A 24,686-nucleotide genomic window follows, 5' to 3' on the forward strand; every position below is an offset into this window, starting at 1 on the left:
GTGGCGGGCTCCGCCGTATCGTATCGAAACGTAAACGGCGGGGCCCGCCACTTATTGGACGCCCACTCCTGAGGAGAGCCATGTCCGCAGATCCCGCAGCTTCCGCAGCCACCGAAGCCGCCACCGCTTCCGCGCCCGTCCTGGTGACCGGCGCCACCGGCAAGCAGGGCGGCGCGACCGCCCGCGCCCTGCTCGCGCAGGGCGTCCCCGTCCGCGCGCTGGTGCGCGACGCGTCGACCGACCGGGCCAAGGCCGTCGAAGCGCTCGGCGCACAGCTCGTCGTCGGCGACCTCCGCGACCGCGAGTCCCTGACCCGGGCCGCCGAGGGCGCCCGCGCCGTCTTCTCCGTACAGCTGCCCCTCAACGACCAGGGATTCGACTTCGACGGCGAGGTGGCCCAGGGCCTGAACCTGATCGAGGCCGCGAAGTCCGCGGGCGTACCGCAGTTCGTGCAGACCTCGGTCACCGGCGCCGACCAGCACACACGGGCTCCCGGCTGGGCCGAGGGCCGCTGGGCTCCGCTGGAGCCGTACTACGCCGCCAAGTCCGCGATCCAGGAAGCGGTCCGTACGGCCGGCTTCACCCACTGGACGCTCATCAAACCCGGCTTCTTCATGGAGAACGCCCTCCCGTCCGCGGGCTACCTCTTCCCGCGCGGCATCGAGGGCGGCCTCGTCACGCCCCTGGCCCCGAAGACCGTGCTGCCTCTCGTCGCGGCGGACGACATCGGCGCGGCAGCCGCCGCGGCCATCGCGGCACCGGAGCGGTTCCACCGGGTGGAGTTGGAGCTGGCGAGCGAACGCCTGTCGGTGGCGGAGATCGCCGACGTCGTCTCCCGCTCCCTCGACGTCCCCCCGCCCGTACTGGCCGCGACGGACAAGGAGATCCTCGCCGCGGGGATGCCGGAGTTCCTGCTCCCCGCCCAGGCGTGGCAGAACGTGTTCGACCCGCCGGCCCATCCGAAGTTCGCGCGGGAACTCGGCATCCCGCTGACCCGTTTCGACGAGTGGGCGCGGAAGCACCTGTCCCCCGCGCAATAGGACGCCTCGCACATCGGGGAGGACGGCATGGCGACCCGGCATCTGTACGTGGTGCGGCACGGCATGGCCGACGCGTTCGGCGAGCTGACAGAGGCGGGCCGGCAGCAGTCGGAGCTGCTGGCGGAGCGCCTCGCCGCCCTCCCGGTCGACGCGGTGTGGCACTCGCCGCTCCCGCGCGCGGTGCGCTCGGCGCGGATCGTCGGCGAGCGCCTGGGTGACATACCCGTGCGGGAAGCGGCCGAGTTGGTGGACCACGTCCCGTACGTCCCGACGGAGATCCCCGCGCCCTGGGCGGGGTTCTTCGACGGGTACGACCGGGCCGAAGCAGCCGAGGGCTCCCGCCTCGCGGACGCCCTCACCGCCCGCTTCGCCCGCCCCGCCGCGTCGGAGACCCACGAGGTCCTGGTCACCCACGCCTACCAGGTGTCCTGGCTGCTCCGCCACGCCCTCGACGCGCCACCAGTGCGGTGGTTGGGCCTCAGCTGCGGAAACACCGCGCTGACGGCGATCGACTACGCGGACGGCGCGGCACCGCGCGTACTGACGTACAACGACATGAGCCACCTCCCGCCCAGCCTGCGCTGGACGGGCTTCGGTCCGGGCGTGCGGCCGTAGGGCCAGGGCCTGCCTTACGGAGCGCGGGTCAGCTCTCGGCGCGGAGGGCCTCGTGGGCCGCCGTGAGGCGGTGGAGGTCGTCGTGGGTCGGGTGGGTGCCCGAGATGTCGTCTGCCCAGGTGAGGAGGCGTTCGAGGGAGGCGTTGGGCTCGGTCGTGGTGAGGCGGGGGGTGCCGAGGGCGACGTCGCCGGTCGTGCCGTCGAGGGTGATGAGGGTGCCTTCGTCGAGGGGGCGGGCGCCGGGGGTCGGGGATGCGCCGACGACGGCGGGTTTGCCCAGGGCCCGGGCGACGACCGCCGCGTGGCTGGCGGGGCCGCCGCGGGCGGTGAGGATGCCGGCGGCTGCGGCGAGGCCGGGCATGTCGTGCGGGGAGGTTTCGGGGCGGACGAGGACGACCGGGCCTTGCGCGGCCATGCGGATCGCGGCCTCGGTGGTGGTGGCGACCCGGCCGACGGCCACCCCGGGGCAGGCGCCCACGCCACGGGCCACGACGTCGGCGGACGACGGGGCCGCGATGCGGGGGGTGCGGGCGTGGCGCAGGTGGTGCGGGGAGACCCTGAGCAGCGCCTCGGTGCGGGTGATCGTGCCCTCGTCGGCGAGGTCCGTCGCCACGCGCACGGCCGCGCCCGCGGTGAAGCGGCCCGGGCGGGCCTGGAGGAACCACAGCTCGCCGCTTTCGAAGGTGAACTCGACGTAGGCCGCGTCGCGCAGCTGCTCCTCGATGCGGCGCAGGGCGGCGGTGAGGGCCCTCCACACGGCGGGGGCGCGCTCTGCGAGGTGGTGCAGCGGGTGGGTGGGGGTGCGGCCGGAGACGACGTCGTCGCCCTGGTGGCCGAAGAGGACGTCGCCGTACGGGACGTTCTCCCCGGTGTTGGGATCGCGGCTGAAGGCGACCCCGGAGCCGCTGCGGGCGTCGCGGTTGCCGAACACCATCGTCTGCACGATCGCCGCGGTGCCGAGGTCGTGCGGGAGGCCGTGGAGTTCGCGGTAGGTGCGGGCGCGCGGCGCGTGCCACGAGGAGAACACCGCGGCGAGCGCCAGTTCCAACTGGCGGGCCGCCTCTTCGGGTACGGCGCCGCCCGCCGCCGCAGCCGCGAAGGTCGACAGGAAGCGCTGCCGCGCACGGTGCGCGAAGGGCGCGTCGCCGGTCTCGGTCGCGAGCGCGGCGGTCGTCTCCTCCGTCAGGCCCAGGTTGAGGACCGTGTCCATCATGCCGGGCATGGAGACGGCCGCCCCGGAGCGGACGGCCACCACCAGCGGGCGGCGCGCCCCGCCGAAGAGGCGTCCCGTCGCGGCCTCCAAGTCGCCGAGCGCGGCGCCCAGTTCCGTGGTGAGCCCGTCGGGCAGGCGTCCGTCGCGCAGGAACGCACGGCACGCCTCGGTGGTGACGACGAACCCGGCGGGCACCGGCAGCCCCAGGCGCCGGAGCTCCACGAGTCCCCGCGCCTTCGCGCCCAGCACCTCCGCCGGCTCCTCGACCTCCGCGGACAGCGGGCGGATCCACCTCGTCGAAGCACCACCCGGGTTCACCGCGGGATGCCCAGGGTGGCGAGAAGGTCTTCGTGCAGCTCCGCCCACACGGTGTGGTACGAGGCGGTGTGGTCGGTCAGATACCCCGACTCGCCCGCCACGGCCCGGTTGAGGGCCTCCGCGAGCCGGACGCCGTAGCCGGCGTAGCGGGGCAGCGCGGCGATCAGCTCGGCGACGACGACCGCGGCCCGCAGGTGCAGGTCGAGGAACCGGTCCAGGACGCGGGCGTCGTACGTCGGGTCCCGGTGGTCGTTGGCCGTCGGCACGCCGTCGACGGTGCGCAGCTGCCAGGCAGTGCAGAGGTCGAGCAGTTCGGGGTTGAGGGTGAGGAAGCGTTCGTACGCGGCGAGGAGCGCGGGGCGGGCGCCGGTCGACTCCAGCTCGCGGGCCGTGCGCTCGGCGTCCGCCGCGCGGCCGGCGTCCGTCAGCCCCCAACCGCCGAAGTCCCCGCTCAGGTGCGTGACGAGGCCGGCGACCGCGAGGTCCAGCAGCTCGGACTCGACCGCGGGCTCGGGGAGCCCGGTGGCCGCCGACAGGCGGGTGAGGCCGGCGAAGCCGCCGCAGCGCAGGGCGTGGAGCACGGCCGACGCGTCGTCGGTGCCGCAGTCGGTACCCAGGGGTTCGATCACGCTTCGGTCCTCCGAGACGGCCCAACAGTGGGCGTGATGGGTGCAGTTGATACGGCGTGGGCCGCGCCCCGCCCGTGACCGCGGGCGACGATCGCACCGCCCCGGATGCGTACGGCCGCCTCCTCCTCGTCACCTTCGGCCGCCAGCCCTGCGGCCGACGCCACGGCCGCCCCGCCGTCGACCACCAGCCGAAGCCGCTGCCAGCTCTCGGGCGGGAACACGGCACGCAGGCAGGCCGCGAGGTCCCTGACCCTGAGCCGTACGAGACTGCCGGTCTCGGCCGGGTCGTCGGTGGCCACGACGACGGTGACGCGGTCGCCGGGCCGGGCGGAGCGCACGGCCTCCTCCGCGGCGGCGAGCCGGCCCGCGCCCAGGACCGCCACCAGGCCGTCGGCGCCGAGGTCGACCGGCTCGCCGGTGAGCAGGTCCGTCAGCCCCGCGGGCGGCGACCAGGGCTCCCGGCACGTCTCGGCGGGGGCGACGTAGGGCAGGTACGAGGGTTCCCAGCGGTCGGCGAGGTCGAGCCGGGCCAGGTGCTCGCACGCGCGCGCCCGGTCGAAGGGGTCGCCGAACCCCGGCGCCGTCTCGGCCAGGAAGCCGGCGCCGCCGAGCAGGGTCAGCACCAGCTCGGCCAGCCGCACCCGCCGCCCCGGCGCCTCACCAGGCACACCGGACTCCAGCGCGAGGCCCAGCAACAGCGCCTCCACGTGGGCGAGCTGCGCCAGCGCCGCCCGCCCCCGCTCGTCGTCGAACACCCCTACCAAGGAGCGGAGCTGGAGGCGCCCACCGGCCGCGGTGTCGTCGACCAACGGCAGCCGCTCCAGCCACGTGCGGGCGAACGCCCCCAGCGCATCAGCCAACGACGCCGGCGGCCGAGCGGGGGGCCGGGCGGGCGGCTGCGCTGATGGCTGAGCGGCCTGCGCGGGGGCGACGCCGTCGACGAGTTCGACGAGCTCGATGAGGACCGCCAGATACAGCGCCCGCTTGCCGGGGAAGTTCGAGTACACGGCGCCGCGCGTCAGCTCCGCGCGCTCCGCGATCCGGTCGACCTTCGCCGCGGCGTAGCCGTGCGCGATGAACTCCTCCCGGGCCGCCACCAAAACCGCTGCGCGCGTACGCGCCTGCTGCTGGACCCGCGTCAGTCGAGCCACACCCGACTCCCTCCCCGTCGTGCCCCGTCGAGGCGATCAGAATACGCACACCATCCAGATGGTGTCGACATCTCAAATGGGTGGAGACATCGCGACGGCCCGCCCGGGAAGCCCCGGGCGGGCCGTCGCTACGAGAGAGCCTGCTCGCTAGACGTCCCTGGCGGGGCGTCCTTCGATCGACTTCTCGCCCTTGCTCTTCTTGTCCTTGTCCTTGTCCTTGACCTTCACGGTGCCGTGGGTGGAGCAGCGGCTGTCGGTGCTGCCTTCGGTGCAGTTGCTCGGGGTCGAGGAGACGACCGTGTTGTCCAGCTTCAGGTCCCCGAAGGGGCGGTTGTGGACGGTGACGGAGAAGGTGATCGTCGCCGTCTGGCCCGGCGCGAGGGTGCCGGACCACTCCAGGTCGGGCGAGGAGAACGTGACGTCACCGACGGTCGCGGTGGCGTCGTTGTTGTAGTTCGCGTCGTCGAGCAGCCCGCTGAGGTCGTCGGTGAAGGACGCGTCGACGCTGGTGGTGCCCGGGTTGGTCACGGTGATCGTGTACGAGACGGTGTCGCCGGGCCGCACGGTCGAGGGCCCGTCCTGCGTCTTCTTGATGACGACGGGCGACGGCGTCGGGGTGACCGTGGTGGTGATGGTGCTGGTGTTGTTGTCCGGGTTCGGGTCGTCGTCCCTACCCGTCACCCTCGCCGTGTTCACCAGGCTCGTGGCACCGGCCGCGGCCGTGCCCGTCACCTCGATCGTCGTACTCGCCCCGTCGGCCAGCCCGCTGCCCGTGCAGGTCAGCACGCCGGCGCCGATGGAGCAGCCCGGCGTGCTCGTCGTCGCACCGCTGAGCCCGGCCGGAAGCGTGTCGCTCACGGTGTAGCCCGTGGAGTCGTCCGGGCCGTGGTTCGTCACCGTCAGCTCGTACGTCACCTGGCCACCGGGGTCCACGGACGCCGGGCCCGTCTTCACGATGCCCAGGTCCGCCTCGATCGGCGTCACGTTCGTCGTCGTCGTACTGGTGTTGTTGTCCGGGTTCGGGTCGTCGTCCTGGCCCGTCACCGTCGCCGTGTTCACGATGCTCGTCGCACCGGGGGCAGCGGTGCCCGTGACCACGATCGTCCTGCTCGCGCCGTCGGCGAGAGCGGCACCCGTGCACGTCAGCTGGTTCGCGCTGATCGAACAGCCGGGCGTGCTCGTCGCCGCCCCGGTGATCCCGGCCGGAAGGTTGTCACTCACCGTGTAGCCGGTCGAGTCGTCCGGGCCGAAGTTGGTCACCGTCAACTGGTAGGTGATCTCACCGCCCGGCGACACCGACCCCGGGCCGGTCTTCACGATGCCCAGGTCCGCCTCGATCGGCGTCACGTTCGTCGTCGTCGAGCTGGTGTTGTTGTCCGGGTTCGGGTCGTCGTTCTGGCCCGTCACCGTGGCCGTGTTCACGATGGTCGTGGCACCGGCGGCGGCGGTACCCGTGACCTCGACGTTCCTGCTCGCGCCGACGGCGAGAGCGGCACCCGTACAGGTCAGCACGTTCGAGCTGATCGAACAGCCCGGTGCGCTCGTGGTCGGGTTCGACACACCGGCCGGGAAGGTGTCGCTCACGGTGTATCCGGTCGAAGCGTCCGGACCGTTGTTGGTCACCGTCAGCTCGTACGTGATCTGACCGCCCGGGAGCACGGCTGCCGGGCCGGTCTTCACCATCTGCAGGTCCGCCTCGATGGGGACGAAGGGGATGCGGACGATGTTGCTGGTGTCCTGGGCGGTCTCGCCGTCGGGGGCGGTGCCCACGGCCGTGCCCGTGTCCGTGATGCTGCCCGCGGCGACGTCCGCCGCGGTGGTCGTGTACGTGGCGACGCAGTTGACGCTGTCGCCCGGGGCGACCGGGTTGCCCGGGCAGGTCACCACCGGGGACCCGGGGCCGTTGTCCGTGACGGCGATGTCCGTGAGCGGGACCTGTCCGGTGTTGGTCACCCGGAAGTTGTACGTGATGGTCTCGCCCGCCGCGCTGAACTCCGCGTGGTCGGCGGTCTTGGTGACGCTCAGGGCCCGCAGCGGGATGGAGACCGCGTTGCTGGTCCCGGTCACGGTGTTGCCGTTGATGGTGCCGGTGACCGTGGCCGTGTCGTCGATCGTCCCGTTCGCCACGTCGGTGGCGGTGGCCGTGTACGTCGCGGTGCACGTCATCGACCCGCCCGCGGCGAGCGTGGTCGAGGGACAGCTCACCGTCGGCGTACCGGGACCGTTGTCCGTGACGGTGATGTTGGTGAGCTGGGTGGTGGCCGTGTTGGTGACGTCGAAGGCGTAGTTGATCGTCTCGCCGGCCTGGAAGCTGGCGGCGTCCGCCGACTTGGCGATGGTCGGCGAGCCGAGGACGTTGACGATCAGCGTGGCCTCGCCCGGCGGGTTCACGCCGGCGACGGTCACGTTCGCGGGCACGTTCACGTACGTGCCCGGGGTGTTCGAGGTGACGTCGACGGAGAAGGTGCAGGACGCGGCGCCCGCGGCGAGGTCACCGCCGCTCAGCCCGACCGTCCCGCTGCCGGGGACCGCCGTGAGGGTGGGGCTGCCGCAGGTGCTGGAGGCGTTCGGAACGGCCGCCACGGTCACCCCGGCCGGCAGCGCGTCGGAGAAGGAGAAGCCGTCCTTCTCCGCTAGCTCGGAGGTGTTGGTGACGGTGAACGTCATCGTGGAGGTGCCGCCCTGCGGGATCGAGGCCGGCGCGAACGCCTTGTCGAGCTGCGGGGTGACGTCCAGGATGCGGATGTTGTCGTAGGCGTGGTCGTTGCCGAGCCCGCTGCCGTTGGCGTTCGTCATCTTGATGCCGACCGCCGAGCCGGTGAAGAGCACCGACGAGTTCGACGCGAAGGAACCGGCTTGGATGGGGCGGGGGCCGACGTTGTACGTGGCGGAGCGCGGGTCCGTGCACGGGTTGATGGGCGTCGTGTTGACGGGGATGTCCGGACCGGAACCCGTGAGGAAGAAGTTCAGCAGCGGCGCCGACACGTTGCAGTTCACCGCCGCCGCGTCCACCGAGAAGGTGATGAAGCGGTTCGAGGTGACGAGCGGGATCGGGTTGACGGTCTGGAGCTCGACCAGGTTCGCCCCGGGGTTCGCGCCCTCCGTGTACGCGGAGACCGCGTGGTTGTCCCGCGGTGACGGCGAGCCCGCCACCTGGCCCAGGACGTTCGCCATGAACTTCAGCTCCGCCATGGCCGTCGCGCTCCGGGTCTGGCAGGCGGGGTTGTTCGCACCGGACTGGTTCAGGATGATCCCGTTGCAGTGCGTCGCGCTCACCCAGGGCGGGTCCGCGGTGTACTGGGCGTTGACGGGCGGGGCGCCGACGTAGGCGGTCAGCAGGATCGGGGTCTGGCCCGTGCCGTTCTCGAAGTCCTCGTCGAAGGCGACGACGGGTGACTGCGGCACGCCGGGCGTACCGGGTGTTGCGGCTGCCGGGGCCGCGAAGGGAAGGGCGACGGCCCCGAAGGCCGCCACCTGGGCCCCGATCGCCAGGCCCGCGGACGTGAGGGCGCCGAGGCGCCTTCGTCTACCGGGAGAACCACGCATAGCGACATGTGCTCCGTTCGTTCAGGACTCATCAGGTCGTCCGGTACGCACCCCCAGGGCACAGCAGTACCGCACCCCGCAGGGGATCTTGCGCACGCTCCGTGGCCGCCGGGCCGAGCGTCACCCGAGGAGCGCTGGCGCCGTCAGCCGGCCGGAGCAGCTTCGGGAGAAGGGCCGTTCGCTCCAGCGGCGCAACGGGCCACGGCTCGTGGCGACGAGGCGTCCACGGGCCGCGGGAACGGGCCGCGGCGCCGGGCACCGCTGCTTACGACGACGGCGTGCGGCGTCGTACGGCGTCGTACGACGGGGTGCGGGGCCCGGGCCGGCACGCGCTCCCCGTCGGGGGCACGCATCGTGGAAGCAACGATTCCGGGTCCGTTCGGCCCCGAACCACGCCCGTTCGGCCCCTGCTATCCCCGTTCGCGCCCACTTCGTGGAGGCCCACCACCGATGCGAGCCATGTTCGCCCGCCGTTCCCGTACCGCGCTGCCCGTCGCCGCGCTTGCCGCCCTCGTCGCCGTGGGCGCCGCGCTCGGCCCGCTCGCCGCGCCCGCCGCCGCCGCTGCTGCCGGGCGCGCCGACGAGTGTTCGACCGAGACGGGCCCGTACCAGAAGACCGTCGAAACCCACCTCAAGCTGACCGCGGACGGCGTCCAGTCGGCCGCCGACTGCGCCGCGATCCGCACCCTCCAGACGCGCAACGGCATGGAGGGCGCGAACGGCTTCGCGGGCCCCGAGACCTGGCGGATGGTCCAGTACGAGCAGGCCCGCGCCGCCCCCGCCCGGCTGACGGGCTGCCCGCACGGCGCCCGTCTCGCCGTCTGCGTCGACCTGCGCCGGCAGCTGCTGTGGGTCTGGGACGGCGACCACGTGGCCTTCGGCCCGGTGCCGATCCGCACCGGCAAGTCCGGCTACGCGACCCGCACCGGGGCGCACCGGATCTACGAGCGGGTCGAGAAGCAGTGGTCGGACCTGTACGAGGGCCCGATGCCGTTCAGCCAGTTCTTCGACGGCGGCCAGGCGCTGCACGCCAGCTACCGCGACATCTGGGAGGAGCCGGGCTCCCACGGATGCGTGAACCTCCGCTACGACGACGCCAGGCGCCTGTGGCAGGCGCTGCGACTCAACGACACGGTCCACGTGTGGGGCACCCGCGGCCCGTAGCACGGGCCCGCGCGGTGGCGCGGCTGCTCGGCGACGCGGCGGCGCGGTGACGCCGTGACGCCGTTGCTCGTATGCGGTCATGGCGTCTGCGGCCCGTCTGTGGCTGTTCGCGCAGTTCCCCGCGCCCCTAAATGCCTCCGCTCCAGCCCGCAGGTGAATGGCGGGGGCAGCAAATCAGGTGGCGCTGGGGGTCCCCCCGTGCCCGCAGGGCACAGGGGGCGGAACTGCGCGACAAGCCCACCACCGGGCCGCGGAGACCAACGCTCCCGCAGGGAAGCGGCGACTACGTCCAGAGCCGCAAGGGCGCGCGCAGGCGCTAGCGGCGGGTCAGACGGAAGAGGCGGATCTCGCGGCCGATGCGCGCCTGGTACGCCGCGTACGGCGGCCAGAAAGCCAGCGCCCCCTCCCACGCCCGCCCCCGCTCCTCGCCCTCCAGGAGCCGCGCGCGGACGGGGACGTCCCGCCCCCTCCAGTTGATCTCGACGTCCGGGTGGGCGATGAGGTTCGCCGTCCACGCGGGATGGTGGTCGCGGCCGAAGTTGGAGCCGACGAGGAGCCAGGTGTCCGTGCCGGGCTCGCGCAGGCAGGCGAGCGGGGTGGTGCGGGGCAGGCCGGAGCGGGCGCCGCGGGCGGTGAGGACGAGGCCGGGCAGCATCCGGGCGCTGAGCAGCACCCGGCCGCGGGTCAGCCGGTGCACGGTGCGGTCCAGGGCGGGCAGGAGGTGCGGCGCGACCTTGGCGAAGCCGCGGGTCGAGGAGACCTTCTGCACCAGGCGTACGGCCCTGGCTTCCTTCCTTGCGTTGCCGTTCGTCATCGGATGGCCGCCTCTCGCTCGGGTACCGCGAACAGGCCCGCGGCCTGCGCCGCGTGCGCCCGCAGCCGGTGCACCGGGCCGAACAGCAATTCGTCGGCAGCGGCCCGTTTGAAGAAGAGGTGCGCCTCGTGCTCCCAGGTGAAGCCGATGCCGCCGTGGAGCTGCACCGCCTCCGCGCTGACCGTGCGCAGCGCCGCCAGGCACTGGGCGAGCGCGAGCCCCGCGTCGGCGGGGTGCCGGGCGGCCCAGGACGCCGCCGAGCGGGCCGCGCGGGTGAGGACGTACAGGTCCGCCAGCCGGTGCTTGACCGCCTGGAACGAGCCGATCGCCCGCCCGAACTGCTCGCGCTGGCGTACGTACGCCACCGTCCGCTCCAGGGCGCCTTCCGCCGCGCCGACGGCCTCGGCGGCGATCAGGGCCGCGGCCCACGTCCCGGTCGCGGCGAGCGCGTCGAGCACCGACGTGCCACCAGTGCAGTCGGCGTCATCCGTGCCGAGGAGTTCGGCGGGGCAGTCGCGCAGCTCGACCCGGGCCTGGCAGCGGGTCTCGTCCAGCGCCGTCTGCCGACGGCGGGACAGCCCGTCGGCGCCGGCGCGGACGAGGAAGAGGAGGGTGCGGCTGCGCGGGAACCCGCCGGTGTGCGCGGCGACGACGAGCAGGTCCGCGCGGTGGCCGTCGATGACCTGGGCCGCCTCCCCGTACAGCAGCCATCCGGCGTTCGCAGGGGCGGGCCGGGCCTGGACGCCGCCGGCCCGGCCGCCGCCCGACCAGTCGCCCGACTCGCCCGAGTCGACCAGTGCGAGCGCGGTGGCAAGGCTGCCGCCCGGTACGGCGAGCGCACAGGTCAGGGAGCCGTCGGCGATCCCCGGCAGCAGGGCGGTGCGCTGCGCCGGGGTGCCGAGCGCGGTGACCAGCGGCGCGACGAGCCCGCAGGTGGCGAGCAGCGGGGACGGCAGGAGGGCCCGGCCGGTCTCCTCGCAGGCGGCGGAGAGTTCGGCGAGGGTGCAGCCCGCTCCCCCGTACTCCTCGGGGAGCGCGAGGCCGGGCAGCCCGAGCTGACCGGCGAGCCGCGCCCACAGGTCGGGGTCGTGCCCGGCTTCGGTGCGTACGGATTCCTTGACCCGGTCGGGCGCGGCGCGTTCGGCGAGCAGGGTGCGCAGGGTGTGCCGGATCTCGTCCCGCGCCCCGGCGTCGGCGGTGTCCGTGTCCGTGTCCACGGGCGAACCCCCTTTCTGACGGGCCGTCATGTTAGAGCGGAGGGCCGGAGATGGACAGCCCCGCGCGGCGTACCGCATCACCCTTATCTGATGTACCGTCAGATTCATGACCGCGCTGGCTTCCCCGCCCCGTCGCAAGGTCGCCATCGCCGGCGTGGCACTGGCGGACTGCGGCCGGGTCGACGACCGCACGCCGTACGCCCTGCACGCCCAGGCCGCCCGGCGCGCCGTCGCCGACTCCGGCCTCGACCGGACGGTGATCGACGGCTTCGCCTCCGCCGGACTCGGCACGCTCGCCCCCGTCGACGTCGCCGAGTACCTGGGGCTGCGGCCCCGTTGGGTGGACTCCACCGCGGTCGGCGGCGCGACCTGGGAGGTCATGGCGGCGCACGCGGCCGACGCGATCGCCGCGGGGCACGCCAACGCCGTGCTGCTGGTGTACGGATCCACCGCCCGCGCCGACGTCAAGGCGCGCCGCCGCACCGCGAACCTCTCCTTCGGGAGCCGCGGCCCGCTCCAGTACGAAGTGCCCTACGGCCACACCCTGATCGCCAAGTACGCGATGGCGGCACGCCGGCACATGCACCAGTACGGCACCACCCTGGAGCAGTTGGCCGCGGTCGCCGTGCAGGCCCGCGCGCACGCCGCCGCGAACCCGGACGCCATGTTCCGCGACCCGATCACCGTCGACGACGTGCTCGACGGGCCCCTGATCGCGGACCCCTTCACCAAGCTGCACTGCTGCATCCGCAGCGACGGCGGCTGCGCGGTGCTGCTCGTGGCGGAGGAGTACCTGCCGGACGCGGCGAAGGCGCCCGTGTGGATCCTGGGCACCGGCGAGTACGTCTCGCACACCGCGATGTCGCAGTGGGACGACTTCACCGTCTCCCCGGCCGCGGTCTCCGGCCGCCTCGCCTTCGAACGCGCGGGGCTCGCGCCCGCCGAGATGGACATCGCCGAGATCTACGACGCCTTCACCTACATGACGCTGGTGACCTTGGAAGACCTCGGGTTCTGCGCGAAGGGCGAGGGCGGCGCGTTCGTCGAGAAGGGCCGCATCGGGCCGGGCGGCGAACTGCCGGTGAACACGGACGGCGGCGGGCTCTCCGCCTGCCACCCGGGGATGCGCGGGCTGTTCCTGCTGGTGGAGGCGGTGCGCCAACTCCGCAACGAGGCGGGCTCCCATCAGTGGCTACGCCCCGACGGCACCGCGCCGCGGCTGGCGGTGGCGTCGGCGACGGGCGGCTGGTTCTGCTCGTCGGCGACGGTGGTCCTGGGGCGCGACTGAGTACGCGGACGCACGGGCGGACGGCACCCGGTCGCGGACGGCAACGGACCGCACTGGGCGGCACCCAGTCGCGGTCGGCACCGGGTCGCGGTCGGCACCGGGCGGCAACGGGCGCAGCCCGCGGGAAACTCCTCGCGCAGCGCCCGCGCCCCGTGCGACGCTCGCGCCATGACGACCGCACCCGCCCCCTCCCCCGCCTGGGAAGCCCGTAGCGCCGCCCTGTGGGCCGCCATCGACGACCACGAACCGGCCGCCTTCCGCGCCCTCGTACGGGAACTCGCCGAAGAGTTGCCCGAGGGCCATCCCGTCAGCGCCTTCGAGCTGGCCTGCGCCAACGACAGCACCGGACTCCCCGACCGGGCCGCGCCCCTCTACCGCGCGGCACTCGCCGGCGGGCTCGACCCCTACCGGGAACGACGGGCGAACATCCAACTCGCCTCCACGCTGCGAAACCTTGGCGAATTGGAGGAGAGCGTCGCACTGCTGCGCACCGAGCGGGCGAAGGATGCGGCGGCGCTCGACGAGGCCACGCGCGGGCTGGGGGACGCCGTCGACGCCGTACTGGCCCTGGCGCTGACGGACGCCGGACGGGAGCGGGAAGCGGTGGCGCTGGCGGTGGGCGCGCTCGCGCGGCACCTGCCGCGGTACAACCGCTCGATGGCCGCGTACGCCGCAGCCCTCGTCGCGCCCGCACCCGGGCCACACTGACCCCATGAACACCACGGACGAGCACGCCCAGGAGCCCGACCTCGAAGCATTCCGCGCGCTGCTGCTCTCCCAGCGGGTGTGGGACGTCGAGCTGCCCGCCTTCGACCCGGCGCAGGCGCCCGAGGCCCCGTTGCCACTGTTCCACCGGTGGTTCGCGGAGGCGGTGGCCGCGGGCCAGCCCGAGCCGCACACCATGACCCTGGCCACGGTGGACACCGAAGGCCGCCCGGACGTGCGCACCCTGATGCTGCACGACGCCGACGAGCACGGCTGGCACTTCGCCACCCACGCCACCAGCGCGAAGGGCCGCCAACTCGCCGCCCGCCCGGACGCGGCGCTCGGCTTCTACTGGGCCGCGCAGGGCCGCCAGGTGCGGGCGCGGGGCGCGGTCACCGCGGCCGGGGCCGCCGAGAGCCGGGCGGATCTGCGCGCCCGGTCCACGGGAGCGCTGGCCGCCGCACTCACCGGCCGTCAGAGCGATGTGCTGTCGTCCGTTGAAGAGTTGGCGGCGGCGTCCCGGGCCGCCTGGGTGCGGGCGGAGGCCGAGCCTGACGCGCCCGTGCCCACCTGGACGCGGTACGTACTCACGCCGCGCGAGGTCGAGTTCTTCCAGGGCGACGCGGCGCGCCGGCACGTACGGCTGCGCTATCGGCGCGACCTCGAAGCCGACCCCGACGACGCGGGCTGGGTGCGCGAGCTGCTGTGGCCGTGACGCGGTGACACGCCGGGCGTCAGGGAAGCGGAGGGCGCCGGGGCGCCGGGAAAGCGGAGGGCGTCGGGAGGCGGGTGCCTGTCAGGGACGCGCGGGGCGGAAGACGGGCACGGCCAGCGCGTCCGCGGCTGCGCCGCCCTCCGCCTGAGACCCCACCGGCCGGAACGCGACCGTGAGTTCCATCCCGATCCGTAGCCGCTCCTCGGCGCACTCCACCACCTCGGTCATCATCCGCGGCCCCTCCGCGAGGTCCACCACGGCGGCCACGTACGGCACGCGCCCGCCGAACGGCGGCAGGTCGTTGCGGTGCACGACGGACCAGGTGTAGAGCGTGGCGCGACCGCCGGCCCGCTCCCACTCCACGTCATCTCCCCAGCAGTACGGGCAGAACTCGCGCGGGTAGTGGTGCGGCAGCCCGCAGCCGCGGCAACGGCGGATCAGCAGCTCGCCGCGGGCGGCTGCGTCCCAGTAGGCGCGGCTGAAGTCGTCGACGTCGGGGGTGGCAGCTGTCACGGCGGGGATCCCTTCCGGGCACTGGATCTGACGCTCCATCAGTTGAGGTCATCAGTTCAGTGCGACTTCCCCGGGCGCGCAAGAGTTGGGACCGAACGATCAGGAACGAAAGCGCTGCGTACGTCCGTGATCAGTTCGCAATCCATTTCCATCTTGACCGAGACCCAACAAGTGACGGCGCCGTTACGCTCAGGTCCCATGGGCATCGACCGCACCGACGACAAGGACGACAGAGACGGCAGAGATGCCGACGGCTCCGGCAGAGCCGCCGGCCCCAAGAAGGACAGCAGCGGCGGCAGGCGCGGCGGGAGCGACCCTGACGACCGGCCCGTGTACGTCATCGGCGCCGGCCCTGCCGGGCTCTCGGTCGCCGCGGCACTGCGGGAGCGCGGCGTGCGCGCCGTGGTCCTGGAGAAGTCCGGCGCGGTCGGCACCTCCTGGCGCGGCCACTACGACCGCCTGCGCCTGCACACCACCCGCCGCATGTCCGCCCTGCCCGGCCTGCCCATGCCCAGGTCGTTCGGCCGCTGGGTCCACCGGGACGACGTGGTGCGGTACTTGGAGAAGTACGCCGAGGTCCACGAGTTGGAGGTGGTCACCGGCGTCGAGGTCACCCGTGTCGAGCCCGCCCCCGCCGACGCGCGCCGCCCCGGCCGTCCCGGCTGGCTGCTGCACGCCACGGGCGGGCGCCGGCTCACCGGCCGTGCGGTCGTCGTCGCCACCGGCTACAACCACACACCCCGACTGCCCGACTGGCCCGGCCTCGACACGTACACGGGCGAGGTCGTCCACGCCAGCGCGTACCGCAACCCCGGTCCTTACGCGGGCAAGGACGTGCTCGTCGTCGGCGTCGGCAACACCGGCGCGGAGATCGCCGTGGACCTCGCGGAAGGCAAGAAGCCCGGCCGCGGCAAGCTCGGCGCGACCGGCGACGGCGCCGCGGCCCGGGTGCGCATCGCGGTCCGCACGCCCCCGCACATCATGCGGCGCAGCACGATGGGCTGGCCCGCGCAGCGCTCCGCCGTACTGGTCCGCCGGCTCCCGGTGCGGGTGGTGGACGGCCTGGCCGCGGCCCTCACGAAGGTCGCCGTCCCCGACCTCACCGCCCACGGCCTCCCCCGCCCGCGCGCCGGGCTGTACACCCGGGCCAGACAGGGCGCGATCCCGGTGCAGGACGTCGGCTTCGTGCGCGCGGTGCGGCGGGGCGCGGTGGAGCCCGTCGCGGCGGTCGACTCCTTCGACGGGGACGAGGTGGTGCTGGCGGACGGCACCCGGATCCGCCCGGACGCGGTGATCGCGGCGACGGGGTACGCCCGCGGGCTGGACGGCGTCCTCGGCCACCTCGACGTGCTGGATGACCGCGGCCGTCCGACGACCCGCGGCCGACGCACCCCGCCCCGGGCACCGGGCCTGTACTTCACCGGCTTCACGAACCCGATCAGCGGGATGCTGCGGGAGATGTCGATGGACGCCCGCAAAATCGCGAGGGCGCTGGCACGCGCGTGAGGCCCGCGGCTGCGACCGCGACTGCGACTGCGCGCACCCCTCGACCGAAAACCGGCGCGTCGGCGCACCTACTGCTGGGTAGATCACGCTTGCGCGCCCGCCTCGCCCTGCACGGCCGGCCCCAGCCGGTGACCGGCCTTTGCCCGCACGCCTGTTCCTGACGAGCCGTCAGTTCTTGTAACCTGACAACATGTCAGCTTCTGGATTCCCCTCACCACCGGACCCAACTGCCCGCCCCAACGACCTGACCTAACGCCGGGACCCAACTCCGGGTCCCCCGACCACCACACACATCCAAACAGAAGCAGGACACCCCCACAGCAGACCGAAGACGAGAACGAGAACGAGCAGGAGCGGGGCTCACCGATGCTTGGATCTACTCACGGCACCCTCACCTCCGACCTCCGTGCGCGGGTGGTCGCCTGCGGCGAGCAGCACCGCGACGCCGTCCACGACGCCGCGTCGCACACCGCGTCCGACGGCGACACCGACGTCAGCGGACGCCCCCTGTACGCCCCCGTCCCCGATCTCGACCGCTTCTTCCGCCCCGCGTCCGTCGCCGTCGTCGGCGCGTCCGACGCCGAGGGCCGCCCCAACACCGGCATCACGCGCCAACTCATCGCCTGGGCCGATCGCGTCGGCGCCCGGCTGCACCCCGTGCACCCCGTGCGCACGCACGTCTTCGGCCTGCCCTGCGCACCGAGCGTCAAAGCGCTGCCGGAACCGGTGGACCTCGCCGTCCTGCTGGTCGGCGATCCGCTGCCGCTGATCGACGAACTGGCCGACGCCAAGGTCAAGTTCGCCGTTGCCTTCGCCTCCGGATACGCGGAGACCGGCGAGGAGGGCGCGGCGGCCCAGGCCCGGCTCGCCGCTGCCGTGGAGCGCGCCGGCGTGCGCCTGCTCGGCCCGAACACCAACCTGAACGCCTTCGAGGAGTTCCGCGACGACCTCGACGGACCGGCGATCGCGCTGATCACCCAGTCCGGTCACCAGGGCCGGCCGGTCTTCACCCTCCAGCAGCTCGGCGTGCGCCTGTCGCACTGGGCCCCCACCGGCAACGAAGCCGACCTGGAGACCGCCGACTTCATCTCGTACTTCGCCGAACGCCCCGAGGTGGGCGCGATCGCCTGCTACGTGGAAGGGCTCAAGGACGGCCGCTCCTTCCTCCTCGCCGCCGACCGGGCGGCGCGCCGCGGCGTGCCCGTCGTCGCCGTGAAGGTGGGGCGCACCGAGGCCGGCGCGCGGATGGCCGCCTCCCACACCGGCAAGCTCACCGGCGCCGACCAGGTCGTCGACGCGGCGATGCGGCAGTACGGAGTGATCCGCGTCGACGGGCTCGACGAGCTCCAGGACACCTCCGCCCTGCTGGCCCGGGCCCGCAAGCCGCTCGCGGACGGCGTCGTCGTGTACTCGATCTCCGGCGGCACCGGCGCCCACTTCTCCGACCTGGCGACGGCCGCGGGGCTGCGGCTCCCCCGACTGAGCGAGGGAAAACAAGCCGAGCTGCACCAGTGGATCCCCGAGTACCTGAGCGTGGCGAACCCGGTCGACAACGGCGGCCACCCGGTGGGTGACTGGCGCGGCCGGAAGATCATCGACGCGATCCTGGCCGACCCCGAGGTGGGGGTCCTGATCTGTCCGATCACCGGCCCGTTCCCGCCGATGAGCGACAAGCTCGCCGAAGACCTGGTCGCGGCGGCGGAGGCCACCGACAAGCTGGTGTGCGTGGTGTGGGGCTCGCCCGTGGGGACGGAGGAGGCGTACCGCACCACCCTGCTCGGCTCCTCGCGCGTCGCCACGTTCCGCACGTTCGCGAACTGCATCACCGCCGTGCGCGCCTACCTCGACCACCACCGCTTCGCCTCCTCCTACCTCTCCCCCTTCGACGAGGCGCCGCGCACCCCGTCCCCGTCGTTCCGCAAGGCGCGGGCCCTGCTGCGTCCCGGCGCGCAGCTCAGCGAGCACGCGGCGAAGCAGCTGCTGCGGGCGTACGGGATACGGGTGCCGCGCGAGCAGCTCGTCACCAGCGCCGCCGCGTCGGTGCGCGCCGCGGCGCTGGTCGGCTACCCGGTCGTCATGAAGGCGTCCGGCGCCCGACTCGCCCACAAGACCGAGCTGGGGCTGGTGAAGGTGGGGCTCACCTCCGCGAGCCAGGTGCGCGACGCGTACCGCGAACTGACCGACGTCGCCCGGTACGAGGAGGTCGAACTCGACGGGGTGCTGGTGTGCCAGATGGTGGAGCAGGGCGTGGAGATGGTCGTCGGGGTCACGCAGGACGTGCTGTTCGGGCCCACGGTCACGGTCGGGCTCGGCGGGGTGCTCGTGGAGGTGTTGCGGGACGCGGCGGTGCGGGTGCCGCCGTTCGGGGAGGGGCAGGCGCGGGCCATGCTGGACGAGCTGCGCGGCCGGGCGCTGCTGGACGGGGTGCGCGGCGGGCCGCCGTTGGACGTGGACGCGCTGGTCGAGGTGGTGCTCCGGGTGCAGCGGATGGCGCTGGAGCTGGGTGACGAGCTGGTGGAGCTGGACGTCAACCCGCTGATGGTGCTGCCGCGCGGGCAGGGCGCGGTGGCGTTGGACGCGCTGGCGGTGTGCCGGTGACCGCGGCCGACGGCGGCGGTGTGTCGGTGACCGCGACCGACGGCGACGGCGCGGAGGTGCTGCACCGGATCGAGGACGGCGTCAGCTGGATCACGCTGAACCGGCCCGCGGCGATGAACGCGATCACCTGGGAGCAGCGGGAGCTGATCACGGACCTGCTCGCGGACGCCTCCGCCGACCCGGAGGTGCGGGCGGTGGTGATCACCGCGGTGGGCAGGGGCTTCTGCGCGGGCGCGGACCTGCGCGGCGCACCGCCGTCGGGCGGCCCGGCCGGGGACCGGGTCGTGGGGGACGTGGCGCGGCTGATCCGGGGCGGGGCACAGCGCTTCGTCGCGGCCGTACTGGACTGCGAGAAGCCGGTGATCGCGGCGGTGAACGGCACCGCCGCGGGGCTCGGCGCGCACCTCGCCCTCGCCTGTGACCTGGTGCTCGCGTCCGAAGACGCCCGCTTCATCGAGGTGTTCGTGCGCCGCGGACTGGTCCCGGACGGCGGCGGGGCGTATCTGCTGCCCCGGCTGGTGGGGCCGCAGCGCGCGAAGGAGCTGATGTTCTTCGGCGACGCACTCTCGGCGGCGGACGCCGAACGCATCGGACTTGTCAACCGCGTCGTCGCAGCCGAGGAGTTGGCGCGGACGGCGCGGGAGTGGGCGGAGCGGCTGGCCCGCGGCCCCACGCGGGCGATCGCCCTGACGAAACAGCTGGTGAACGCATCGCTGGAGTCGGACCGTACGACCGCGTTCGCGGCGGAGGCGACGGCGCAGGAGCTGAACATGGGGACGCGGGACGCACAGGAGGGCGTGGCGAGCTTCGTGGCGCGTCGAACGCCCGAGTACCGGGGGCGCTGACGCGACGGCGAGGGCTTCCTTTCTGACGAACCGTCAGTTTCAATGGAGGTGTGATGGGACACGCAGCCATGGCCGCCACCGCCGTCCGCTACCTCCGCTCCGTGGGTGCCGCCGCGGACGCCGCCGCGCCGGAGGCCGCCGCGCCGCCGGCGCCCTACGAAGCGCACCCCCGCCCCGAGCTGCGGGCCGTACGGCAGGACGAACGGCCACCGCTCGCCCCCGGCGAGTTCCGCCGCGTCCTGGGCCACTTCGCCACCGGCGTCACCGTCGTCACCGCGCACGACGACGCCGGTCCGGCCGGCTTCGCCTGCCAGTCCTTCTCGTCGCTGTCGCTCGACCCGCCGCTGATCGCCTTCATGGTCGGCCGCACCTCCACGACCTGGCCGCGGATCGCCCGCGCCGGGTCCTTCTGCGTCAACGTGCTCGGCGAGGAGCAGGGCGAGCTGTGCCGCGGCTTCGCGGTGAGCGGCGCGGACAAGTTCGCCGGGGTCGCCCACCGGCCGGCACCGGTCAGCGGCGCGCCGCTGCTGGCGGGCGTCACGGCCTGGGTCGACTGCGCCGTCCACGCCGTGCACACCGGGGGCGACCACCTGATCGTGGTGGGCAGGGTCACGGCGCTCGGCGCGCCGACCGAGGCCGGCGGCCCGCTGGTGTTCCACCGCGGCCGGTTCCGCCGGCTGGCGGGGGACCACCCGGAAAAAGAGGGTGCCGCACCGTCGTGACGTGCGTATCGTCCGTTTCATGGAACCGCTCAGTGACCAGCAGATCCGTGCGTCCTTCGTGAACTGCACGAAGGGCGAGGCGAAGCGGCTCCGCCTCCCCCTGGACTTCGCCGAGCTCCCCTGGTCGGACCTCGACTACCTCGGCTGGATCGACCCCGGCGCGCCGCTGCGCGCGTACGTCGTCGTACCGCAGCCGACGGGCGACCCGCTCGGCCTGGGCCTGCGGGTGCCGAGCACGCGGAACTCCAGCGTGTTCAAGTCCAGCATCTGCGACTTCTGCATCACCTCGCACGCGTCCTCCGGCGTCACCCTCCTCGCCGCGCCCCTGGCGGGGGCGCGGGGGCGGGAGGGCAGCACGGTGGGCGCGTACGTGTGCGCGGACCTGGCGTGCTCGCTGTACGTCCGCGGCAAGCGCACCCCAAAGCTCCGCACCTTGCGCACCGAGGAACACCTGCCCCTCGACGAGAAGGTCGCCCGCCTCCACCGCAACCTCACCACGTTCATCACCAAGGTGACCGCCCCCGCGTAAGGCTCCCGCTGCCGCTGCACCACGGCCGGCTAGTCTCCGCGGCACCGTTGTGGTTGTTCGCGCAGTTCCCCGCGCCCCTAAAAGCCTCTGCCCCAGCCCGCAGACAAGTGACGGGAACAGCGAAACAGGGGCGCGAGGAACTGCGAGAGCAGCCCACCACCGGGCCGCAGAGGCCAAACAGCCCGCAGGGAAACGGCGAGCGTGCCAGGGGCGCTGGGGGTCCCCCCAGGCCCTCTAGGGCCAAGGGGGAGGAACTGCGCGACAAGCCCACCACCGGGGCGCGGGGGCCAAGCAACCCGCGGGGAAACGGCGCGGGCGCCAGGCCGCCCGCAGGGCAGGGGGATACGTCGCGCTACGCGCGACGGATCACCAAAGACATCAGCGCCGCCGCAGCGCAGACCGCGCCGGACGCGTACCACACCACGTCGTACGACCCGAACACGTCCCGCGCCACCCCGCCCCCGAACGCCACCACCGCCGCCCCCACCTGGTGCGACGCCAGCACCCACCCGAACACGATCGCGCTGTCCTCGCCGTAGTGCTCGCGGCAGAGCGCGATCGTCGGCGGCACCGTCGCGACCCAGTCCAGGCCGTAGAAGACGATGAAGAAGATCATCGGCGGCTGCACGGTCGGCGCCAACAGCATCGGCAGGAACAGCAGGCTGACGCCCCGCAGCGCGTAGTACACCGCGAGCAGCCGCCGCGCGTCGAAGCGGTCGGTGAGCCACCCGGAGGCGATCGTGCCGACGACGTCGAAGACGCCGATGACCGCCAGCAGCGAAGCCGCCGCGGTGATCGCCATGCCGTGATCGTGCGCGGCGGGCACGAAGTGCGTCTTGATCAGGCCGTTCGTGGAGGCGCCACAGATCGCGAAGGTGCCGGCCAGCAGCCAGAACGGCCCGGTGCGGGCCGCCCGGAACAGGACGGAGAGCGCCCGCCGCGCGGCCCCCCGTACCGGCGCCGGCTTCGCCACCGCCTCCTTCGCGCCGTACGGGGCCAGTCCGACGTCCGCCGGGTGGTCGCGCAGCAGCAGCCAGACGAAGGGGACGACGGCCAGCGCGGAGAGCGCGACCGTGATCGCCGCGGGGCGCCAGCCGTGCTGCTCCACCAGCCAGGACAGCAGCGGCAGGAAGACGAGTTGCCCGGACGCACCCGCCGCCGTGAGGATGCCGGTCACCAGGCCGCGGCGGGCGACGAACCAGCGGTTGGTGACGGTCGCGGCGAAGGCGAGCGCCATCGAGCCGGAGCCGAGGCCGACGAGGACGCCCCAGTACAGCACCAACTGCCACGCGGCCGTCATCACGACGGTGAGCGCGGAGCCGGCCGCGATGACCGTGAGCGCGACGGCCACCACGCGGCGGATGCCGAAGCGGTCCATCAGCGCCGCGGCGAACGGCGCGGTGAGCCCGTACAGCGCCAGGTTCACCGAGACCGCGAACCCGATCGTCCCGCGCGACCAGGAGAACTCCTCGTGCAGCGGCTCGATCAACAGGCCGGGCAGCGACGCGAAGGCCGCCGCCCCGATGATCGTCACGAAGGTGACGGCGGCCACGTACCAGGCGCGGTGGATCCGCGGAGGGCGGCGCCCGCGGGGCGCCCCGACGCCGCCGAAGGCTGAGTTCTCGATCTGCGATGTGGTCACGGCGTACAGCTTCCGTGGCCCGAGATCCCGCATCGAGTGGCCCGAAGGACAGCATTCGCTAGGATCGGGCCATGGCCGATCCGCATCGCGTCGTGGTCCTCGTCCTCCCCGAGGTCATCCCGTTCGAGCTGAGCATCCCGCACCGGATCTTCGGCCGGGCCACGACGCCCGCCGGCGACCCGCTGTACGAGGTCGTCAGCTGCACCCCGGACCCGGGCCCGGTCCCCACCACCGCCGACTTCGAGGTGAACGTGGAGCGCGGCGTCGAGGAGCTGGCCGGCGCGGACACCGTGATCGTGCCCGCCGCGTACCGCCCCGCCGTGCTCTACGCCGAAGGCCGCCTCCCGCCGCAGCTCGCGGACGTCTTCGCGGCGATCCGGCCCGGCGCCCGGATCGCCTCCATCTGCACCGGCAGCTTCTTCCTCGCCGCCGCCGGCTACCTCGACGGCCGCCCGGCCACCACCCACTGGGGCTGGACGGACCGCTTCCAGCAGCTCTTCCCCTCGGTGCGGGTCGATCCGAACGTGCTGTACGTGGACGACGGCGACGTCCTCACCTCGGCCGGCGTCGCCGCCGGCATCGACCTGTGCGTCCACATCGTGCGCCGCGACCACGGCGCCGCCGTCGCCAACGAGACCGCCCGCAAGAGCGTCGTACCGCCGCACCGCGACGGCGGCCAGGCCCAATACATCAGCCGCCCGGTGCCCGAGGCCCAGCTGGCGACCACGTCCGCGGCCCGGGCGTGGGCGCTGGGCCGGCTCCACGAACCCCTCCAGCTGCGCGACCTCGCGGAGCAGGAGGCGATGAGCGTACGCACGTTCACCCGCCGCTTCCGCGAGGAGGTCGGGGTCAGCCCCGGCCAGTGGCTCACCCAACAGCGCGTCGAGCGTGCCCGCCAGCTCCTGGAGTCCACGGACCTCTCCGTCGACCAGGTCGCCCGCGGCGCGGGCTTCGGCACAGCGCAGTCCATGCGCAGCCATCTGCAAGCCGCGCTCGGGGTGTCCCCCACGGCGTACCGCAGGACGTTCCGCCCCGACGGCCACCGCGCGCCCTGCGCATGACGGCCGCCCGGCCGCCCATCCGTACGCGTACTCACCTCGCTGAGCAGGCGCCCCGTGCCCGCCCCGGGCGCATCGGGCGATCATGGCCTCCGGGTACGGATACGGAGGACGGGGCGGGATGCGACGACGGACGAAGTGGGCGGCGCTGGCGGGCGTCCTGCTGCTGACCGGTTCGCTCGCCTCCTGCGCCCTCGACAACGGCGAACTCAGCAGCGACGAGATGCGCCGCTACGGCTCCTCGCCGCAGGCCGGGTCGAACCGGGCCGACGCGGAACGGGCCCTGCGCGAGCGCGTGGCCGCCTTCACGAAGGGCACGGACCTGAAGCCGGCGCTCCTCCACCTCCAGTGGAGCTGCGGCGGCGGCCAGCGCCCGGAACTGTTCGACGCGCAGGAGGACCCGTATGCCTTCAACTGCTCGATGCAGGCGTACGCGTACTACGGCACCGACACGCCCGTACCCACCGTGCTGCGCAAGATCGACGCCGCCGCGCTCGGCGCGTGGGGCACCGCACTCGGTGGCGACGACTCGGTCAAGCGCGCCCTGGACTACTACCGGCTGAAGGGCGTGCTGAACGGGGTGAAGCTCGGGCCTCCAACGCTGTCCGAGCCCAGCACCGTGGTGTCGTGGGACGATCCGCTGTCGGGCTCCACGGTCCAGGACCCGCACATGTACTGCCCCGAGCAGCGGCTGTCCAACGACAGCGGACGCTGCGTGGTCGAGCCGGCCGGCACGACCGCGGCCCAGGTGCGCGAGCGCCACGACACCGTGTTCCAGGTGGAGTTCCGCAGGGAGAGCTACTTCCAGATCTCATGGGAGAAGCACGAGAAGAACTGACCGACGTGCAGCGCGCCGCG

At 73.5% G+C, this 24,686-nt stretch carries 21 protein-coding genes; 13 read left to right on the plus strand and 8 right to left on the minus strand.

Annotated features, from left to right (window positions below; translation table 11 throughout):
* Positions 1–80 precede the first annotated feature (80 nt).
* The gene (locus ABZ842_RS24655; protein WP_361540512.1) at positions 81–1,040 is read left to right on the plus strand and encodes an NmrA family NAD(P)-binding protein; all 960 of its coding nucleotides are present in this window, start codon (positions 81–83) and stop codon (positions 1,038–1,040) included.
* 27 nt (positions 1,041–1,067) lie between these two features.
* Positions 1,068–1,655, plus strand: coding sequence for a histidine phosphatase family protein (locus ABZ842_RS24660; protein ID WP_361540515.1), 588 nt, complete (start codon positions 1,068–1,070; stop codon positions 1,653–1,655).
* A 28-nt stretch (positions 1,656–1,683) separates the two neighbouring features.
* On the opposite strand, the gene ABZ842_RS24665 is transcribed toward ABZ842_RS24660, so the two are convergent.
* The 4 genes from ABZ842_RS24665 to ABZ842_RS24680 all read right to left on the minus strand — a co-directional run bounded on the left by ABZ842_RS24665 (position 1,684) and on the right by ABZ842_RS24680 (position 8,512).
* Positions 1,684–3,186, minus strand: coding sequence for a pyruvate, phosphate dikinase (locus tag ABZ842_RS24665; protein WP_361540518.1), 1,503 nt, complete (start codon positions 3,184–3,186; stop codon positions 1,684–1,686).
* On the minus strand, positions 3,183–3,815 hold the full coding sequence (locus ABZ842_RS24670) for a transcriptional regulator (protein ID WP_361540521.1): 633 nt from the start codon (positions 3,813–3,815) through the stop codon (positions 3,183–3,185). Before ABZ842_RS24670 ends, ABZ842_RS24665 begins: the two co-directional genes overlap by 4 nt.
* A complete protein-coding gene (locus tag ABZ842_RS24675; RefSeq protein WP_361540524.1) occupies positions 3,812–4,966 on the minus strand; it encodes a helix-turn-helix domain-containing protein in 1,155 nt (384 codons plus the stop codon). Before ABZ842_RS24675 ends, ABZ842_RS24670 begins: the two co-directional genes overlap by 4 nt.
* 147 nt (positions 4,967–5,113) lie before the next feature.
* Positions 5,114–8,512, minus strand: a complete 3,399-nt coding sequence (locus tag ABZ842_RS24680) for a DUF11 domain-containing protein (protein WP_361540527.1) — start codon at positions 8,510–8,512, stop codon at positions 5,114–5,116.
* 450 nt (positions 8,513–8,962) lie between these two features.
* Here ABZ842_RS24680 and ABZ842_RS24685 point away from each other — a divergent pair, with 450 nt between their 5' ends.
* Entirely contained in the window at positions 8,963–9,676 is a 714-nt protein-coding gene (locus ABZ842_RS24685) for a L,D-transpeptidase (protein WP_361540530.1), read from the plus strand.
* 316 nt (positions 9,677–9,992) lie between these two features.
* Here ABZ842_RS24685 and ABZ842_RS24690 read toward each other — a convergent pair whose 3' ends face one another.
* Both ABZ842_RS24690 and ABZ842_RS24695 read right to left on the minus strand, forming a co-directional pair.
* Positions 9,993–10,490 carry a nitroreductase family deazaflavin-dependent oxidoreductase gene (locus ABZ842_RS24690; protein WP_361540533.1) on the minus strand — a complete coding sequence of 166 codons (498 nt, stop codon included), beginning with the start codon at positions 10,488–10,490 and terminating at the stop codon, positions 9,993–9,995.
* A complete protein-coding gene (locus ABZ842_RS24695; RefSeq protein WP_361540536.1) occupies positions 10,487–11,707 on the minus strand; it encodes an acyl-CoA dehydrogenase family protein in 1,221 nt (406 codons plus the stop codon). The genes ABZ842_RS24690 and ABZ842_RS24695 overlap by 4 nt, the downstream gene beginning before the upstream one ends.
* Before the next feature lie 106 nt (positions 11,708–11,813).
* Between ABZ842_RS24695 and ABZ842_RS24700 the strand changes: the two genes are divergently transcribed.
* From ABZ842_RS24700 to ABZ842_RS24710, 3 genes are all read left to right on the plus strand, one after another.
* Complete coding sequence (locus ABZ842_RS24700) at positions 11,814–12,995, plus strand: acetyl-CoA acetyltransferase (RefSeq protein WP_361540538.1); 1,182 nt, start codon at positions 11,814–11,816, stop codon at positions 12,993–12,995.
* Positions 12,996–13,163: 168 nt separating this feature from the next.
* On the plus strand, positions 13,164–13,703 hold the full coding sequence (locus tag ABZ842_RS24705; protein ID WP_361540541.1) for a tetratricopeptide repeat protein: 540 nt from the start codon (positions 13,164–13,166) through the stop codon (positions 13,701–13,703).
* Positions 13,704–13,707: 4 nt separating this feature from the next.
* Positions 13,708–14,415, plus strand: a complete 708-nt coding sequence (locus ABZ842_RS24710) for a pyridoxal 5'-phosphate synthase (protein WP_361540544.1) — start codon at positions 13,708–13,710, stop codon at positions 14,413–14,415.
* Positions 14,416–14,496: 81 nt separating this feature from the next.
* Here the strand turns inward: ABZ842_RS24710 and ABZ842_RS24715 are convergent, their stop codons facing one another.
* Positions 14,497–14,928 carry an OB-fold domain-containing protein gene (locus ABZ842_RS24715; RefSeq protein WP_361540547.1) on the minus strand — a complete coding sequence of 144 codons (432 nt, stop codon included), beginning with the start codon at positions 14,926–14,928 and terminating at the stop codon, positions 14,497–14,499.
* A gap of 198 nt (positions 14,929–15,126) precedes the next feature.
* On the opposite strand from ABZ842_RS24715, the gene ABZ842_RS24720 reads away from it, so the two are divergent.
* The 5 genes from ABZ842_RS24720 (at position 15,127) to ABZ842_RS24740 (ending at position 21,128) form a co-directional block, all read left to right on the plus strand.
* A complete protein-coding gene (locus ABZ842_RS24720; RefSeq protein ID WP_361540550.1) occupies positions 15,127–16,434 on the plus strand; it encodes an NAD(P)/FAD-dependent oxidoreductase in 1,308 nt (435 codons plus the stop codon).
* Positions 16,435–16,800: 366 nt separating this feature from the next.
* On the plus strand, positions 16,801–19,032 hold the full coding sequence (locus ABZ842_RS24725) for an acetate--CoA ligase family protein (RefSeq protein ID WP_361540553.1): 2,232 nt from the start codon (positions 16,801–16,803) through the stop codon (positions 19,030–19,032).
* A gap of 113 nt (positions 19,033–19,145) precedes the next feature.
* Positions 19,146–19,877, plus strand: coding sequence for an enoyl-CoA hydratase-related protein (locus ABZ842_RS24730; RefSeq protein ID WP_361540698.1), 732 nt, complete (start codon positions 19,146–19,148; stop codon positions 19,875–19,877).
* 68 nt (positions 19,878–19,945) lie between these two features.
* Positions 19,946–20,599, plus strand: coding sequence for a flavin reductase family protein (locus ABZ842_RS24735; protein ID WP_361540701.1), 654 nt, complete (start codon positions 19,946–19,948; stop codon positions 20,597–20,599).
* A 19-nt stretch (positions 20,600–20,618) separates the two neighbouring features.
* A complete protein-coding gene (locus ABZ842_RS24740) occupies positions 20,619–21,128 on the plus strand; it encodes an FBP domain-containing protein (protein WP_361540556.1) in 510 nt (169 codons plus the stop codon).
* 352 nt (positions 21,129–21,480) lie between these two features.
* Here ABZ842_RS24740 and ABZ842_RS24745 read toward each other — a convergent pair whose 3' ends face one another.
* On the minus strand, positions 21,481–22,755 hold the full coding sequence (locus tag ABZ842_RS24745; protein WP_361540704.1) for an MFS transporter: 1,275 nt from the start codon (positions 22,753–22,755) through the stop codon (positions 21,481–21,483).
* Between the two features lie 86 nt (positions 22,756–22,841).
* Between ABZ842_RS24745 and ABZ842_RS24750 the strand changes: the two genes are divergently transcribed.
* Positions 22,842–23,831 carry a helix-turn-helix domain-containing protein gene (locus ABZ842_RS24750; protein WP_361540559.1) on the plus strand — a complete coding sequence of 330 codons (990 nt, stop codon included), beginning with the start codon at positions 22,842–22,844 and terminating at the stop codon, positions 23,829–23,831.
* 118 nt (positions 23,832–23,949) lie between these two features.
* Complete coding sequence (locus ABZ842_RS24755) at positions 23,950–24,666, plus strand: hypothetical protein (RefSeq protein WP_361540562.1); 717 nt, start codon at positions 23,950–23,952, stop codon at positions 24,664–24,666.
* Positions 24,667–24,686 lie beyond the last annotated feature (20 nt).

Source organism: Streptomyces sp. NPDC047315, from assembly GCF_040643215.1.
GTDB lineage: Bacteria > Actinomycetota > Actinomycetes > Streptomycetales > Streptomycetaceae > Streptomyces.

Coding starts and splice junctions, on each gene's coding strand:
- ABZ842_RS24725 (WP_361540553.1), top strand. CDS start 16,801: ATGCTTGGATCTACTCACGGCACCCTCACCTCCGACCTCCGTGCGCGG.
- ABZ842_RS24685 (WP_361540530.1), top strand. CDS start 8,963: ATGCGAGCCATGTTCGCCCGCCGTTCCCGTACCGCGCTGCCCGTCGCC.
- ABZ842_RS24720 (WP_361540550.1), top strand. CDS start 15,127: ATGGGCATCGACCGCACCGACGACAAGGACGACAGAGACGGCAGAGAT.
- ABZ842_RS24735 (WP_361540701.1), top strand. CDS start 19,946: ATGGCCGCCACCGCCGTCCGCTACCTCCGCTCCGTGGGTGCCGCCGCG.
- ABZ842_RS24705 (WP_361540541.1), top strand. CDS start 13,164: ATGACGACCGCACCCGCCCCCTCCCCCGCCTGGGAAGCCCGTAGCGCC.
- ABZ842_RS24750 (WP_361540559.1), top strand. CDS start 22,842: ATGGCCGATCCGCATCGCGTCGTGGTCCTCGTCCTCCCCGAGGTCATC.
- ABZ842_RS24730 (WP_361540698.1), top strand. CDS start 19,146: ATGAACGCGATCACCTGGGAGCAGCGGGAGCTGATCACGGACCTGCTC.
- ABZ842_RS24690 (WP_361540533.1), bottom strand. CDS start 10,490: ATGACGAACGGCAACGCAAGGAAGGAAGCCAGGGCCGTACGCCTGGTG.
- ABZ842_RS24680 (WP_361540527.1), bottom strand. CDS start 8,512: ATGCGTGGTTCTCCCGGTAGACGAAGGCGCCTCGGCGCCCTCACGTCC.
- ABZ842_RS24660 (WP_361540515.1), top strand. CDS start 1,068: ATGGCGACCCGGCATCTGTACGTGGTGCGGCACGGCATGGCCGACGCG.
- ABZ842_RS24710 (WP_361540544.1), top strand. CDS start 13,708: ATGAACACCACGGACGAGCACGCCCAGGAGCCCGACCTCGAAGCATTC.
- ABZ842_RS24740 (WP_361540556.1), top strand. CDS start 20,619: ATGGAACCGCTCAGTGACCAGCAGATCCGTGCGTCCTTCGTGAACTGC.
- ABZ842_RS24655 (WP_361540512.1), top strand. CDS start 81: ATGTCCGCAGATCCCGCAGCTTCCGCAGCCACCGAAGCCGCCACCGCT.
- ABZ842_RS24700 (WP_361540538.1), top strand. CDS start 11,814: ATGACCGCGCTGGCTTCCCCGCCCCGTCGCAAGGTCGCCATCGCCGGC.
- ABZ842_RS24755 (WP_361540562.1), top strand. CDS start 23,950: ATGCGACGACGGACGAAGTGGGCGGCGCTGGCGGGCGTCCTGCTGCTG.